Source organism: Bradyrhizobium sp. USDA 376 (assembly GCF_054063675.1).
In genome coordinates, this window is record NZ_JBSSGN010000001.1 from 3,625,176 (window position 1) to 3,640,689 (window position 15,514).

General features: G+C 65.8%; 10 protein-coding genes and 1 pseudogene. 7 read left to right on the forward strand and 4 right to left on the reverse strand.

Translation table 11 applies throughout. The annotated features are described in order from the left end of the window. Window positions 1–19: 19 nt before the first annotated feature. From ACVJ19_RS16990 to mdlC, 3 genes are read left to right on the forward strand one after another with little or no spacing between them, the layout of a single operon-like run. Window positions 20–1,342 (forward strand): MFS transporter, encoded by a 1,323-nt coding sequence (locus ACVJ19_RS16990; RefSeq protein WP_453950196.1) that lies wholly within the window; start codon window positions 20–22, stop codon window positions 1,340–1,342. A 44-nt stretch (window positions 1,343–1,386) separates the two neighbouring features. Continuing rightward, window positions 1,387–2,835, forward strand: a complete 1,449-nt coding sequence (locus tag ACVJ19_RS16995) for an aldehyde dehydrogenase (protein ID WP_453950197.1) — start codon at window positions 1,387–1,389, stop codon at window positions 2,833–2,835. Window positions 2,836–2,871: 36 nt separating this feature from the next. After that, on the forward strand, window positions 2,872–4,479 hold the full coding sequence (mdlC, locus tag ACVJ19_RS17000; protein ID WP_453950198.1) for a benzoylformate decarboxylase: 1,608 nt from the start codon (window positions 2,872–2,874) through the stop codon (window positions 4,477–4,479). A 36-nt stretch (window positions 4,480–4,515) separates the two neighbouring features. Here mdlC and ACVJ19_RS17005 read toward each other — a convergent pair whose 3' ends face one another. Beyond that, window positions 4,516–6,309, reverse strand: a complete 1,794-nt coding sequence (locus tag ACVJ19_RS17005; protein WP_453950199.1) for a peptide ABC transporter substrate-binding protein — start codon at window positions 6,307–6,309, stop codon at window positions 4,516–4,518. A 527-nt stretch (window positions 6,310–6,836) separates the two neighbouring features. On the opposite strand from ACVJ19_RS17005, the gene ACVJ19_RS17010 reads away from it, so the two are divergent. The 3 genes and pseudogenes from ACVJ19_RS17010 to ACVJ19_RS17020 all read left to right on the forward strand — a co-directional run bounded on the left by ACVJ19_RS17010 (window position 6,837) and on the right by ACVJ19_RS17020 (window position 10,100). Beyond that, window positions 6,837–7,907 carry a HoxN/HupN/NixA family nickel/cobalt transporter gene (locus ACVJ19_RS17010; RefSeq protein ID WP_453950200.1) on the forward strand — a complete coding sequence of 357 codons (1,071 nt, stop codon included), beginning with the start codon at window positions 6,837–6,839 and terminating at the stop codon, window positions 7,905–7,907. A gap of 172 nt (window positions 7,908–8,079) precedes the next feature. Then, window positions 8,080–8,443, forward strand: a pseudogene (locus tag ACVJ19_RS17015) (copper resistance CopC family protein). A 1-nt stretch (window position 8,444) separates the two neighbouring features. Continuing rightward, entirely contained in the window at window positions 8,445–10,100 is a 1,656-nt protein-coding gene (locus ACVJ19_RS17020; protein ID WP_453950203.1) for a copper resistance D family protein, read from the forward strand. Window positions 10,101–10,105: 5 nt separating this feature from the next. Here the strand turns inward: ACVJ19_RS17020 and ACVJ19_RS17025 are convergent, their stop codons facing one another. Next, complete coding sequence (locus ACVJ19_RS17025; protein ID WP_453950205.1) at window positions 10,106–10,993, reverse strand: VOC family protein; 888 nt, start codon at window positions 10,991–10,993, stop codon at window positions 10,106–10,108. Between the two features lie 169 nt (window positions 10,994–11,162). On the opposite strand from ACVJ19_RS17025, the gene ACVJ19_RS17030 reads away from it, so the two are divergent. Beyond that, entirely contained in the window at window positions 11,163–12,350 is a 1,188-nt protein-coding gene (locus ACVJ19_RS17030; RefSeq protein WP_453950206.1) for a CaiB/BaiF CoA transferase family protein, read from the forward strand. Between the two features lie 219 nt (window positions 12,351–12,569). Here ACVJ19_RS17030 and ACVJ19_RS17035 read toward each other — a convergent pair whose 3' ends face one another. Next, complete coding sequence (locus tag ACVJ19_RS17035; protein ID WP_453950207.1) at window positions 12,570–14,093, reverse strand: malonate--CoA ligase; 1,524 nt, start codon at window positions 14,091–14,093, stop codon at window positions 12,570–12,572. After that, complete coding sequence (locus tag ACVJ19_RS17040) at window positions 14,090–15,499, reverse strand: malonyl-CoA decarboxylase (protein ID WP_453950208.1); 1,410 nt, start codon at window positions 15,497–15,499, stop codon at window positions 14,090–14,092. Before ACVJ19_RS17040 ends, ACVJ19_RS17035 begins: the two co-directional genes overlap by 4 nt. Window positions 15,500–15,514 lie beyond the last annotated feature (15 nt).

Sequence of the window (15,514 nt, forward strand, 5' to 3'; positions counted from 1 at the left end):
AGACACCGGAGGAGGAGACATGACCACACGAGCATTCGAGGACTACGACGATCATGCCGCCACCGTCGGCGCCGAGCACACCGCGAGCAGCCGCCGGCGCATCCTGATCGCCGGCACCATCGGCACCGCGATCGAATGGTACGATTTCTTCATCTACGGCCTGATCGCGCCGCTGGTGTTCGACCAACTATTCTTTCCGAAGTTCGACCAGCTCACGGCGACCATCGCGGTTTTCGCGACGTTCGCCGTCGGATTTCTGGCGCGTCCGCTCGGCGGTCTCGTGTTCGGTCATTTCGGCGATCGCCTGGGACGCAAATCCGTCCTGTTGTCCACGCTGCTCCTGATGGGGCTTGCGACCATGTCGATCGGATTGTTGCCGACCTATGCCAGCGCGGGTTTGGGCGCGACCGTCGCGCTCGTCGTGCTGCGCTTCCTTCAGGGCTTTGCGCTCGGCGGCGAGTCCACCGCGGCGATCCTCATGGCGATCGAGACCGCGCCCGGCCACCGGCGCGGCTTCTCGGCCGCGGTGATCCAGGCCGCGGGTCCGGTCGGCGTCGTGCTTGCCTCGTTTGCGGCGCTGGCGATCTCGCGGCTGCCGGAAGCGGACCTTTTGTCATGGGGCTGGCGCGTTCCGTTCCTGATCAGCGCGGTGCTGGTTGCGCTCGGCGTCTACATGCGCTGGCGCATCGAGGAGAGCACGACGTTCCGCGAGGCTGAAGAGTCCGAATCGGTGCCGGTCGTCGAGGCAATCAGAGGACACTGGCGGCCGATTCTCATCGTGTTCTTCGCCGAGATGGCGCAGACGTCCTATTTCTACCTGACGGCCATCTTCACCATTTCGTTTGCGACGCGCCAGCTCGGTGTCCAGAAGGACGTGATCACGCAAGCCGTGCTGTTCGCCAATCTCGTCGGGCTCGTGGCCATGCCGCTGATCGGCGCATGGTCCGACCGGATCGGACGCAAGCGCCTGTTCCTCGCCGGCGTCGTGCTCGCGGCCGCCTCGATGTTTGCGTTCTACGGCGTGGTCGCAAGCCGCGACACGCTGCTGGTGACGGGTGCGGTGATCCTGGCGGCGGGCATCATCCATCCGCTGATGTTCAGCACCGAAGGAAGCTATTTCCCCGAGCTGTTTCCGACCCGCATCCGCTTCACCGGCGTGTCGATCGGCAAGCAGCTCGGCACGGTGCTCGGCGGCGGTATCGCGCCGCTCGTCGCCACCAGCCTATTCGCGCAAACGGGCTCCACTTACGCGATCACGGGATATTACGTCGCGCTCGCGCTAGCGGCGATGATCGCACTCGGCTTCGCGCACGAAACCAGCAAATCGCGGCTGCTCGGCTGAGCCCAGCCCTGCCAAGACATCAGCAAGACATCAGGGAGGTTCTCATGGACGTCAGTCTTCTCATCAACGGCAAGGATCAGGCCGCTTCTTCCGGCAAGATGTTCGAGCGGCGCAATCCGCTGTCGCAGGAGGTCGCGAGCCGGGCCGCCGCCGCGACGACATCGGATGCGGACGCTGCGGTCGCGGCGGCTTTCGCCGCATTGCCTGCATGGTCGGCGCTCGGCCCGAACGCGAGGCGCGCGCTGCTGCTGAAGGCGGCAGATGCGCTCGATGCCAAGCGCGACGCCTTCATCAAGATCATGATGGCCGAGATCGGCACGACGGAGGTCTGGTCGGCCTTCAACGTCAAGCTCGCATCCGGCATGCTGCGCGAGGCGGCATCGCTGACCACGCAGATCGCGGGCGAGGTGATCCCGTCCGACAAGCCGGGCTGCATCGCGATGTCCGTTCGCCAGCCGGCCGGCGTGTGCCTCGGCATCGCGCCGTGGAACGCGCCGATCATTCTCGGCGTCCGCGCCGTGGCGACGCCGCTCGCCTGCGGCAACACGGTGGTGCTCAAGGCGTCCGAGATCTGCCCGGGGACGCACCGGCTGGTCGGCGAGGTGTTCAAGGACGCGGGCTTCCCGCCCGGCGTCGTCAACGTCGTCACCAATGCGCCGGCCGATGCGCCGGCTGTTGTCGAACGTCTCATCGCCAATCCCGCCGTGCGGCGCATCAACTTCACCGGCTCGACCCGGGTCGGCCGCGTCATCGCCGAGCTCGCCGGGCGCCACCTCAAGCCGGTGCTGCTCGAACTCGGCGGTAAGGCGCCGCTGGTCGTGCTCGACGATGCCGATCTCGATGCCGCCGTCGCGGCCGTGGCGTTCGGCGCCTTCATCAACCAAGGCCAGGTCTGCATGTCGACAGAGCGCGTGATCGTCGACGAGGCCGTGGCCGCGTCCTTTGTCGAGAAGCTCGCGAAGAAGGCGAGCGCGCTTCCGGCCGGTGACCCGCGCTCGGGCCCGGTGGTCGTCGGCTCGATGAATGATGAAGCTCCCGCCAAGCACGTCGTCGCGCTGATCGACGACGCCGTCGCCAAGGGCGCCGTCAAGCTCGCCGGCGGAGACCGCGCCGGCACGGTCGTTCCGGCGACCGTGCTCGACCGCGTCGTATCAGGCATGCGCATCTATACCGAGGAGAGTTTTGGTCCGGTCGTCTCCGTGATCCGTGCCCACGGCGTCGACGAGGCCGTGCGGCTCGCCAACGACACCGAGTATGGCCTCTCGGCGGCGGTGTTCGGCCGCGACGTCGCGCGTGCGCTGACGGTGGCGCAGCGCATCGAAAGCGGCATCTGCCACGTCAACGGCCCGACCGTGCATGACGAGGCGCAGATGCCGTTCGGTGGCGTGAAGGGATCGGGCTACGGCCGCTTCGGCGGCCAGGCCGGGATCGCCGAGTTCACCGATCTGCGCTGGATCACGATCGAGACGCAGCCGCAGCACTATCCTTTCTAACCACGCCGCAAGCGAAGCCCACCAGGACGTCTGTTCATGAATTCGAAAGTTCTCACGGTTCGGGAAGCGACCCTCGGTGTGCTTCGCTCCTTCGGCGTCGATCGTGTCTTCGGCAATCCGGGCTCCACGGAGCTCGCTTTCCTCGGCGACTGGCCCGACGACATTGACTACGTGTTGGGCCTGCAGGAAGGCTGCGTCGTCGGCATGGCCGACGGCTATGCGCAGGCGACGGGGCGGCCGGCCTTCGTCAATCTGCACTCGGCAGCCGGGCTCGGCCACGCCCTCGGCAATCTCTTCACGGCGTTTCGCAACAAGACGCCGATGGTCGTGACGTCAGGACAGCAGGCGCGCAGTCTGCTGCGGATGCGGCCTTATCTCTTCGCCGAGGATGCCGAGCAGTTTCCAAAGCCCTATGTGAAATGGAGTGCGGAGCCGGCGCGGCCTGAGGATGTTCCGGCGGCCATTGCACAGGCTTTCCTGACGGCCATGCAGCATCCGCGCGGTCCGACCTTCGTGTCGGTGCCGTCGGACGATTGGGCACGGCCTGCAGTCGCGCCGCCGGTGCGCCACATCGCGACGGAGTTCGCCCCCGATCCGGCGGCGATTGTTCGGCTCGGCGCAGCGATCGGAGCGGCCAAGCGACCTGTCTTCGTTGTTGGCCCCGAGATCGATCGCAATGGCTGTGTCGACGCAATGGTTGCGGTCGCCGAGCGGGCGCGGGCGGCCGTCTGGGCAAGCCCGATGTCGAGCCGCTCGAGCTTTCCGGAGCTGCATCCGCAATTTGCAGGCTTCCTTCCGGCCGCGCCGGGAGGGCTCGCCCGTGCCTTGCGCGGCGCCGATCTGATCGTCGTGGTCGGTGCGCCCGTGTTCACCTTTCACGTCGAAGGGCAATGCGAATTGCTCGATGACGGAACGCCGGTCTGGCAGATCACCGACGATCCGACCGAGGCCGCGTCTGCGGCCGTCGGCGACACCATCATCAGCACGCTTCCGAAGGCGCTCGTCGCGCTTCAGTCGGCGCTGCCCGACATCGCAGGGCGCGAGGTGCCGGCCGCGCCGGCGCGGCCTGCCGCGCCTGCGGCGCAAAATCCGATTCCGCCGGCCTATGCGCTGAGCCGCTTGTCGGCGCTGATGCCACGTGATGCCATTGTGGCCGAGGAGGCGCCGTCGCATCGCCCCGCGATCCAGCAATTCCTGCCTATGCGCGGCGCGGATAGTTTCTACACCATGGCGAGCGGCGGACTTGGTTACAGCCTGCCGGCCTCCGTCGGCGTCGCACTGGCACGGCCCGGCCGCCGCATCGTCGCCCTGATCGGCGACGGGTCGGCGATGTACTGCATCCAGGCGATCTGGACCGCCACGCAACGCCAGCTGCCGATCACCTTCGTGATCATGAACAATTCAGGCTATGGCGCGATGCGTGCTTTCAGCCGGCTCATGCAGGCACATCGCCCGCCCGGGATCGACCTGCCCGGGCTCGACTTCGTCGCGCTCGCCAGGGGAATGGGTTGCGCTGGCCAGCGCGTCACCGATGCCGGCGATGTCGACCGCATCCTGGCGGAAGCGCTGGCTTCAAACGGTCCCGCGCTGGTCGATATCGCAGTCGATGACGCCACGACGGACCTGTTCAGCCATCCGCGCTGAATTTCGAAGCGCGACGACAAACGCATTCATAGCGGGCTACGAGCTCCGATACCAGCTCGCCAGATTCCACGTGATGGTGTCCCAGCCCGAGATGTCGATCATCAGGCTGTTGACGCTGGCGTTGACGATATGGCGCGAGAGCAGCGGCAGGAACACGTGGGCCTCGCAGAAGATTTCGTCGACCTTCATCAGCAGCGCGGCGCGCTTGACCGGGTCGAGCTCGTTCTGCGCGGCCTTGTAGGCCTTGTCGGCTTCGGGATCGGAATAGCGCGAATTGTTGCGGCCGAGCCATTTGTTGTCCTTGGTGGCAATCTCCCAGGAGACGCACTGGTTCAGCAAGCGCTCCGGATCGGGCTGCGGCTGCGTCGTGTTGTACATCTCCATGTCGGCGTAGAATTTCGAATAGGTGTCGGGATTGCCGACATCGGAGGAGAAGAACACCGATGCGGTGACTGCCTTGACCTCGATCTCGATGCCGGCCTTCTGGCAGGCCTGCTTGATGATGGCCTGCGTCTTCTGCCGCGGGGAGTTGGTCGAGGTCTGGAACACGTATTTGAGCTTCTTGCCGTCCTTCTCGCGGATGCCATCCGCGCCCCTGGTCCAGCCGGCCTCGTCGAGGATCTTGTTGGCCTTGTCGATGTCGAACTCGTATTTCAGCTTGGGGGACTTGAACTGCTTGGGCGCGTTGACGAAGCTTGCGGTTGCGATGGCGCCGCGTCCGTAGATGAATTTCTGGATCGAATCGCGGTCGATCAAGAGATTGATCGCGCGGCGAACGGCGGGATCGGACAGCGTCGGGTGCTTGGTCTTGACGCTCGAACGCTCGCCGTCGACCTCGGTCCAGGGGTCCGTCGTGTTGAGGATGATGAACTCGACATTGCCGGAAGGCGTGATGTCGAGCTTGCCTTTGCCGCCCGCCTCCATGCGCTTGAGGACTTCCTCCTCCACCTGCATGTTCCAGGCGAAGTCGTATTCGCCGGTCTGCAGCACGGCGCGCGCCGCAGAGACCGCGTCGCCGCCGCCCTTGACTTCGAGCGTGTCGAAATGCGGCTGGTTCTTGATGTGATAGTCGGGATTGCGTTCGGCGCGGATCAGGTCGCCCGGCTTGAACTCGACGAATTTGTATGGGCCGGTGCCGATCGGCTTCAGATTGCCGGGAGCCTCGCGTGACTTTGCGCCGATATAATCGCCGAAATGATGCTTCGGCAGGATCTGACCGACCTGGCCGCCGACGAACGGATCGGCCCAGAACGGCGTCGGCGCCTTGTAGATCACCTTGACGGCGTGGTCGTCGATCTTCTCGACCTTGATGTCCTTGTAGGAGCCCGTGGTGTAGGCCGCGGTTGCGAGATCCGCCGCGTATTGCCAGGTGAAGACGACGTCGTCGGCGGTGAAGGGCTTGCCATCATGCCATTTGACGCCCTGCTTCAGCTTCCAGATCACGCTCAGGCCGTCGGCCGCAAGGCCGCCGTTCGCCTTGGTCGGAACCTCTGCGGCAAGGCAGGGGACGAGATTGCCGTCCTTGTCCCAGCCGGCGAGCGGCTCGAAGAAGATGCGCGCGGCGATCTGGTCCTTGGTGCCGAGCGCGAAATGCGGATTGAGCAGGGTGGGCGCCTGCCAGAGCAGGATCTTCAGCGCGCCGCCGCCGCCGGCCTTGGTCGGCTTGTACTCGAGCGTCGCATCCGCCATCGCCACGTCGTTCCAGAGCAGGATCTGGCTTGCGACCGGCGCTGCGATCCCGACCGCAGCCATGGTCCGGATGAACGAGCGTCGCGACAGCGTGCCTTGCTTCACCTCCGCGATCAGACCCCGGATGTCGTTTTCGTTCATCAGATGACCTCCACCGTCACAAAGAAAAAGTCGTCACCGGCATGCAAGTTACGTGCACCCTAGCTTGGGACGCCTGATGCCGTGGAGTCAAAGGGATACCCTGCGGCGAAATGACGAACGCGCCTGTGTCGGATTGTGGTTCCGGCCCTCGTTGCTGCAGGCGAGAGTAGGGCTATCGCAGATGGCGTCTTGGTGGCGGCCTGAGCAAGCGCCTCGTCCTTCGAGACGACCGCTTCCAGCGGGCCCTCAGGATGAGGCTAAGCAGCATTGGCCCCTTGAAATTGCTGCCGCGCACTCCGCCCTCATCCTGAGGGCCCGCCATCGGCGGGCGTCTCGAAGGATGCACCGTGGGCGAGCTATCCGCCACTCTTCTTCATATGCGATGGCCCTGCCGGCGAGGGGGAGCTGGCATCCGAAGTGTCCACGAGATGCGCGTTTCCGGGCGATCGGCTACGTGAGGCGAACATGGCGAGGGCTCTTGCCGGCCAGTATGATGGATTGATATAAACATCATACTTGGAGGTGGCGTGGTTCGGTCAGGTGGTGTCGTAAGGCAGGCGTTCGAGCCCGGCGTGCTGTTCGGCGGGCTGATTGCCGCCAACGTCGCCGCATGGGCCTTCGCCTTCGTAGCGTTCGGCGACCGGCCGACCGTGATGGCGACCGCGCTGCTGGCTTGGGTGTTCGGCCTGCGCCATGCCGTCGATGCCGACCACATCGCCGCGATCGACAACGTCGTGCGCAAGCTGATGCAGGCGGGCGATACGCCGCGCAGCGCCGGTCTGTATTTTGCGCTCGGCCATTCCACCGTCGTCCTGGTCGCGACCATGCTGCTCGCGCTCGGTGTCGTGAGCCTCGGCGGCGACAGCCTGCTCAAGGAGATCGGCGGCCTGATCGGCACCTCGGTGTCGGCGCTATTCCTGCTGGTGATCGCGGCAATCAATCTTGCCATCTTCACCGGGCTGTGGCGGATCCTGCGCGAGGTGCGCGAGCAGGGCGTCCACGACGCCGCGCAGCTCGAGGCGCTGCTCGCGTCGCGCGGCTTCCTGGCGCGGCTGCTCGCCCCGATGTTCCGCCTCGTCACAAAACCCTGGCACATGTATCCGCTCGGGCTGCTGTTCGGACTTGGCTTCGACACCGCGACCGAGATCGGCCTGCTCGGCATCTCCGCCACCGAAGCCGCGCGCGGTGTCTCGCTCGCGCATGTGCTGGTCTTCCCCGCGCTGTTCGCCGCCGGCATGGCGCTGGTCGACACCGCCGACTCCGCACTGATGGTGAGCGCCTATCGCTGGGCCTTCGTCGATCCCCAGCGCAAGCTCTGGTACAACCTCACCATCACCGGCGCCTCCGTCGCGGTCGCGCTGTTCATCGGCGGCATCGAGGCGCTCGGCCTGGTCGCGGACCGGCTCGGCCTGTCGGGCGGGCCATGGTCGCTGGTCGAGGCCCTCAACGATTCGCTCGCCAATGTCGGCTTTGCCGTGATCGCGCTGTTCGCGATCGCATGGCTCGTCTCCGTCATGCTCTATCGCCGTATGGCTCCGGGCGACCGGCGGCAAATGGTTGGTCCTGACGAGCTGAGCAGGGACGCCGCGCCGGGGTGATCGCACCTCGGTGTGTCGCAACGGCAACAATCGGCGGCTTTCCGCGATCCGTGATCAGATCAGAATTCCTCGCGCCCTTGCGAACAGCCAACTCGCGCCAACATAGCGTCCGGTAAAGATCACGCGCCAGGGGGCGGGTGAAACAGACGGCTGTCGACAGCGAGTGAGCATCATGCGCGCGTTCTTCCGAATCGCGTTCGTTCTATCTGCCCTGTGGTTTCTTGCTCATCCGAACGCATCCCAGGCCCACGCCATCATCGTCTCGTCCTCGCCGGCAAGCGGCGCAACAATATCCGGCGACACCGTCGCGATCCGCCTGCACTTCAACAGCCGGATCGATCGCGCACGCTCCAAACTGACGCTGCTGGCGCCGGACGGCGCACCGCGCGTCCTGACGCCGGCGCCCGATTGCGCCCGCCGACGAGCTCAATGCCGATGCGACGCTGCTGCCGGCGGGGGCATGGCACCTGCGCTGGCAGGTGTTGAGCGTCGACGGCCACATCACCCGCGGCGACATTCCGTTCACCGTCCACTGACGTGTACCTGCTCCTCGACATTTTCGGCTATCTGTCGGTGGTCCTGCGGGGCCTGATCCTGATCGCCCAGTCCTTCACCCTCGGCGGTCTCGCATTTCAGCTGTTGCTGTGGGGCCCGTTGCAGCCGCAGCTCTCAGTCTGTGGCCTCACGATCGAGGAGCGATGCCGTACGTTCCTGCGGTTCAGCGCCGCCGCATGGGCGCTCCTCACCGTCGCCTCGCTGGCGCTCAACGCGGCCGCGCTGGTCGGGACGCTCCAGGTGCCCTGGAGCGAGGCGGTCGGTGCCGATTTCGGCCGTGCTGATCTCGTGATCGCGGCTTGCGCAGTCGGCATCGCCGTCCTGGCCAACGGTCCCGCGCACCGGCTGCGGTCGGCCGCGCTTCTCGCTTTGTCGGTGCTGGCGCTGGCGATGCAGACCCGGCTCACGCATGCGGCCAGCCGGCCGGACGTGCGCTGGCCGCTGCTGCTGTCCGACGCCGGCCACATGGCGGGGGCGGCGGTCTGGATCGGCGGTTTGCCTTATTTCCTGATCGCGCTGAATGGCTGCAAGGACGCCGGCGACTGGCGCCTGATCGCGCGCCGCTATTCGCTGATGTCGATGGCCGCGGTCGCCGCGATCATCTGCGGCGGCCTCGTCATGGCGGCGAGCTATATCGGCTCGGTCGCGGCGATCTACGGCACCGCCTATGGCGTCATGACCCTGGCCAAGCTCGGCCTGCTCTTGATGCTGCTGGCGCTCGGCGCGGGCAACTACTTCCTGGTCGAACGTCTGCGCCGCGACCCCACGACGCCGATCCTGCGCCTGAAGCGTTTCGCCGAGGTCGAGATCGGCATCGGCCTCACCGTGCTGCTTGCCGCCGCGTCCCTGACCTCATTGCCGCCGGGGGCGGATCTCCCCCACGATCGCCTCGCCTGGCATGAGATCGTCGAGCGCGCCACGCCGCAATGGCCGCCGCGCCTGACCAGCCCGGATTACGACAAGCTCACGGTCGCGCAGCTCCAGGCGAAGATCACGCTCGCCGATGCCGGGCGCGCCAACGCACAGGCGGCCTACGTTTCCGGCGAGGGCACGATCCTGCCGCGCAATGCCGAAGACATCGCGTGGTCCGAGTACAACCATCACTGGGCCGGGGTCTTCGTGGTGTTGATCGGGCTCTTGGCGCTCGTCGAGCATTTTCGCTGGGGCCGCTGGGCGCGGCACTGGCCGCTGCTCTTCCTTGTGATGGCGGCCTTCCTGTTCTTCCGCGCCGACGAGCAGGCCTGGCCGCTCGGCCCTGCCGGCTTCTTCGAGTCGCTGCGCGATCCCGAGGTGGCGCAGCATCGCATCTTCGTGCTGCTCATTGCCGTGTTCGGCCTGTTCGAATGGCGCGTGCGCTTACGCGGCAGCAAGGCCGGGCGGGCAGCCCTGGTGTTTCCCCTGACCACGGCGCTCGGCGGCGCGTTGTTGCTCACGCATTCCCATGCGATCGCCAACATCAAGGACCAGCTGCTCATCGAGATGAGCCACACCCCGCTTGCGCTCTGCGGTGTCGCCGCCGGCTGGGCGCGCTGGCTCGAGCTGCGGCTCGAAGGGCGGGTCAGCCGTGCGGCGGCCTGGATCTGGCCCGTCGCCTTCATCCTGGTCGGACTGATGCTGCTCGATTACCGCGAAGCCTGAACGCGCTATCCGTCGTACTGATCCGGCCCCATCGCCCACGACGTCTGATCATGGCCGTACGCATAATTGCGGTTGTTGACCGCGGGATTGCGATTGACCATCGGCCGCATGAACATCGGATGGGTCGCGCTTCGCACCTCGTGCTCGACCGTGAACAGCTTCTTGCCGCTGTCGAGATCGACGATGTCGCAGAAGCGATATTGATACTGGTTGTCCTCACGCGAGATCAGGTTGCGTGCGAGCAGCTTGCGGTACGGGCCGGAGAAGTCGGTAATGTACATCTGAACGTGGTGCCCATCATAGTCGCCCTGCGGCCGGTCGGTCTCGCGGAACAAGAGGTGCTGGTCGCGGCCGGTCTTCACCGCCGCAACCGTGCCGTCGCCATTGCGCAAGGATGCGGGCATGCCCATGACCTCCGGATAGAAGGCGCGGATCGCCGGCGCCGTTCCGATCGGCACGTCGAATTCGACATAGGGAATGCCGAGCGTGATGCGGCCGAACCGCGCCGCGTCCGGCTCATGAACGCGCATGCGGTTGCCCCACGGGCAGACGGCCTCGACATGATCGTTGTGCTCGGTGAAGGCGAAGGCGGTGCCTTCGAGCTTCTTCGCAACCGACGCCAGACGCGCCAGCAGCGCCTCGCGTCCCTCGATGACGAGGCCGGTATGGCCGCGCAGCACCTGCGGCCTGCCGCTCGGCAGGTGGAACTGGCTCTGTCCGGCGTTGATCCACATGTTGGTGTCGGACACCATCAGATAGGGATCGCGGGTGAGCCCCAGTCCCGTGACGTAGAATAATGTCGCCAGACGCTGGTCCGGGACCTGGATGTTGACATGCTCGAAATGAATCGCGTTGCCGAGATCTTCTGCGGATCGATCGAATTGTTGCGGCATGGCTGTGTGTTTCTCGTTGGGGCGGGTAGACCATATTAGAGCAGAATTTCCGCCAGCCGAAACTGTCTCCGATCACATCTTGCGGGGCAGCGCACCATGCCCGTCGCCGCCTTGCCGTGGCAGCCAGCCCCTGTAATCTGGCGCGAACATAAGAGTAAGGAAGGGACCGATGGGAGGAGTTTTGGCGGGCGTTCGCGTCCTCGATTTCGGGCGCTATATCGCGGGGCCGTATTGCGCGACCCTGCTGGCCGAATTCGGGGCCGAGGTCATTCGCGTGGAGAAGCGCGACGGCAGCGAGGACCGCTTCGTCGCGCCGGTCGGTGAGGGCGGCGAAGGTGCGCTGTTCCTCCAGATCAATCGCAACAAGAAGTGCATCACGCTCGATCCGATGACGCCGGAAGGGCAGGAGGTGATGCGCCGCCTGATCGCGACCGCCGACGTCGTCGTCGCCAACTTGCCGCCGCAGACCCTGCGCGCGATGAAGCTCGATTACGACTCGCTGAAGGCGATCAAGCCGGACATCATCCTGACGACGGCAACGGCGTTCGGCGGACCGGGACCATGGTCCGACCGCGTCGGCTTCGACGGTGTCGGCCAAGTCATGTCGGGCTCGGTGTACATGACCGGGACCGGCGATCCGCCCTACCGCGCCGCGGTGAACTGGGTCGATTTCGGAACCGCGCTGCATTGCGCGTTCGGGACGCTCGCGGCGCTGCTCGAGCGCGGCAAGTCCGGCCGCGGGCAGATCGTCGAGGGCGCGCTGCTGGCAACCGCGCTGTCCTTCACCAATGCCACGCTGATCGAGCAGGCCGTCATCAGCGTCAACCGCGTTCCGACCGGAAATCTCGGCCAGACCGCCGCGCCCGCCGACATCTATCGCACCAAGGACGGCTGGGTGCTGTGCCAGGTCACGGGCCATCCGCTGTTCAAGCGCTGGGCGAAGCTGATGGGCGAGGAGGAGCAATGGCTGAACGATCCGCGTTTTGCCGACGACATCAGCCGCGGCAACAATGGTCCGATCATCAGCGAGCGGATGGCGCGCTGGTGCGCCGAGCGCACCACGCAGGAGGCCGTCGACACGCTGGGCAAGGCGATGATCCCGACCGGGCCCGTGCTGAGCCCGCAACAGGCGCTCGATCATCCGCACATCCGCGCCGCCGGCTTCATGCAGGATGTTGACTATCCGGGCTTGCCGAAACCCGCGCCGGTGATGCGCGCCGCCGTGCGGCTGTCGGAGACACCGGGAGAGATCGCGTCGCGCCCGCCCACGCTCGGTGAGCATACCGATCGCGTCCTCGCCGAGCTCGGCTACGACACGGCTGCGATCGAAGCACTTCGGCAGAGCGGCATCATCTAGCTGATGCGGCTGGACTGGACCGCCGGCTGAAACGTTCAGGCGGCGGTCCAGTGCGATCTAGAGGAACTTGGGGAAGTTCTAAGGCCGCGAGGCAACGCTAACCCGTCCCGTGCAAACGCATCAAGTTTCGTAGTGTTGCTCCGGCGACAGATTCGTTGCCGCGGCCCGGAAATGGCCACACTTGCAGCACGCAGCCTGCTGCTCCCGGCGCTGCTCGATCTAGCCGGCCTTGGTCGTGTAAATCGTGGCGAAGCGCTCGCGCAGCAGATTCTTCTGCACCTTGCCCATGGTGTTGCGCGGCAAGGTCTCCACGAAGATGACGCGCTTGGGCTGCTTGAATTTGGCGAGCCGCCCCGACAGCGCGTCGAGAATGGCGCGCTCGTCCACCGACGAATTGGGCGACCGAACCACGGCGGCGGTGACGCCTTCGCCGAAATCGGCGTGCGGCACGCCGACGACGGCGCTTTCCGACACCCCGTCAATGGCGTCGATCTCGGTCTCGATCTCCTTCGGATAGACGTTGAAGCCGCCGGTGATGATGAGATCCTTGCCGCGGCCGACGATGTACAGATAGCCCTGCGTGTCGAGCTTGCCGAGATCGCCTGTGATGAAGAAGCCGTCGCTACGGAATTCGGCGGCCGTCTTGTCCGGCATGTTCCAGTAGCCGGCAAATACATTGGGCCCCTTCACCTCGATCATGCCGACGTCGCCGACGGGGAGGATCGCGCCCGTCTCGGGATCGGTGACGCGAACCTCGACGGCGGGAAGCGGCCGGCCGACCGAGCCGGCAATGCGAGCCCCCTCATAGGGATTGGAGGCGATCATTCCGGTCTCGGTCATGCCGTAGCGTTCCAGGATCGCGTGCGCGGTCCGCGCCTTCCAGGCCCGGTGAGTCTCGGCCAGAAGCGGCGCCGAGCCGGCGACGAACAGCCTCATGTTGGCGGTGGTGCGCTCGTTCAGGTCAGTGCTCTCGAGCAGGCGGACATAGAAGGTCGGCACACCCATCAGAACGGTGCTGCGCGCCATCGTCGCCAGAATGCGTTCGGCGTCGAACTTCTGCATGAACAGGATGCGCGCCCGTGCGGCGAAGGTGACGTTGCAGGCCACGAAGAGCCCGTGAACGTGATAGATCGGCAGGGCATGGATCAGCACGTCCTTGCTCGAATAGCGCCACTCCTGGACGAGCGTCAGGGCGTTCGAAGAAAGGTTGCCGTGCGTCAGCATGGCCCCCTTCGAGCGGCCGGTCGTGCCCGACGTGTAGAGAATGGCTGCGAGGTCGTCGTTCGTCCTGGCGACGGTGTCAAATCCAGCCGGGAAGTCTGCCGCGGCATCCGCGAGCGAACCCTTGCCGCGGTGATCGAGTGTCTCGACCCGGCCGCCTGCCTTGGCGGCGATGGCGCGCAGATCGGCTTCTTCTTTGGGATCGCATACGATCAATGTCGGCTGCGCGTCGCGGATGAAATACTCGGTCTCAGTCGGCGTATAGGCGGTGTTGAGCGGCAGATAGACCGCGCCGGCGCGCAGCGTCGCAAGATAGAGCGCGACGGCCTCAACGGATTTCTCCACCTTGGCCGCGACACGGTGGTTCGGGCCGATGCCGATCCCCGCGAGGAAGTTCGCGAACCTGCCGCTTAGCGCAGCAAGGTCAGCATAGCTCAACGCCGCGCCGTCGTCCTTCTCGATGCAGATGGACCGGTCGGACTCCGCGCCGGCGAGCAGGCGATCGTACAGGTTCGAGGTCATGACGAGATCTTCCGTTGCGAGTTGGTGTGAGGACTGGGAACGAGGTCGCGCGACGACAATTTCGCGCGAAGTGCCTTCTTCACCTTGTCGGACGCCACCACGGTGCCGGCTTCCGCAAAGGCTTCGTGGTTCGCCTCGATGTGCTCGAGCGCGTAGAGATAGTTCACCATCAGCCCGTACGACTGCTTCATGCCCTTGGCGGAGCCGTCGCCCAGGAAATTCAGCCGCTCCAGGCGCGCGCCGTTGCCGAGGTGGAAGCGGGCGACCGGATCGACCGGCTTGCCCGACGGCAGCTTCGCCTTGAGGAAGTAATAGGCCGCGAGCGCAGTGATCGGCTCCTTTGTCTGCGTAATGTCGCCGCCGTCATCGAGCGCGGCCAGCGCGCGCCTTGTGTCCTCGTCGATTGCGCTGGACGCCTCGGACTTGAGCTCGCGCCGGACCCAGCCGGCAAAGCCGGGCACCGGCGACAGGGTGACGAAGGTCTTCAGGTTCGGCAGCTCGCGGGCGAGATCCTGCACCACCTGCTTGATCAGGAAATTGCCGAAGGAGACGCCGGCAAGGCCCTTTTGCGTGTTCGAGATCGAGTAGAACACGGCGGTGGTCGCCTCGCGCGCGGCGATCGCCTGGCGCGACTTGTCCAGCAGCGGTCCGATCGCGCCGGGAATCTCTTTTGTGAGTGCGACCTCGACGAAGATCAGCGGCTCGTCGACCAGCTGCGGGTGAAAGAACGCGTAGCAGCGGCGGTCCGGCGGCTCGAGCCGGTTGCGCAAATCGTCCCAGTCCTGGATGGCGTGGACGGCCTCATACCTGATGATCTTCTCCAGGATGTTCGCCGAGGTGGTCCAGTCGATCGGTCGCAGCACGAGAAAACCCCGGTTGAACCAGGACGAGAACAGATGGACGAAATCGTCGTCGACGGCCTGGAGCTCGGGATGCTCGCGCAGCAGCGAGAGCAGCACCTCACGCATCCGCACGAGGGATGACGTTCCGCCGGGCGCGAGGTTGAGGCGCCGGATCAGCTCCTGCCGGCGCGGCTCCGCGGCGGCATGGAGCGCCTCGAGCTTGCTGCCGTCGCCGCCCTCCTTGCGCTGGTAGGCGGCGATCGCGAGCTCGATCGCGCGACGGTCCGGCCCGAACCGGTCGGCGAGGGAGGATAGAAATTTGAGCCGCTGCGGCTCGGCCGCGGCTTCGAACGCCGCAAGCAGCGATTGCGCGATCGCAACGCCGGAGGCCTCGCCGCGCCGCGACAGCAGCGCCTCGCCCAGAAGCGCGAGGTCGCGATCCTCGCTCGCCTCGCGATCCGGCTTGATGCCGAGAACCGCGCGGCCGCGTTGTGTCAACGTATCGATCAGCCCTTGCAGGAATTCGGGCGGCGCAATGCGTCCGGATCGGATGTCGTTCAGCATGGTTCGTGCCTCCTC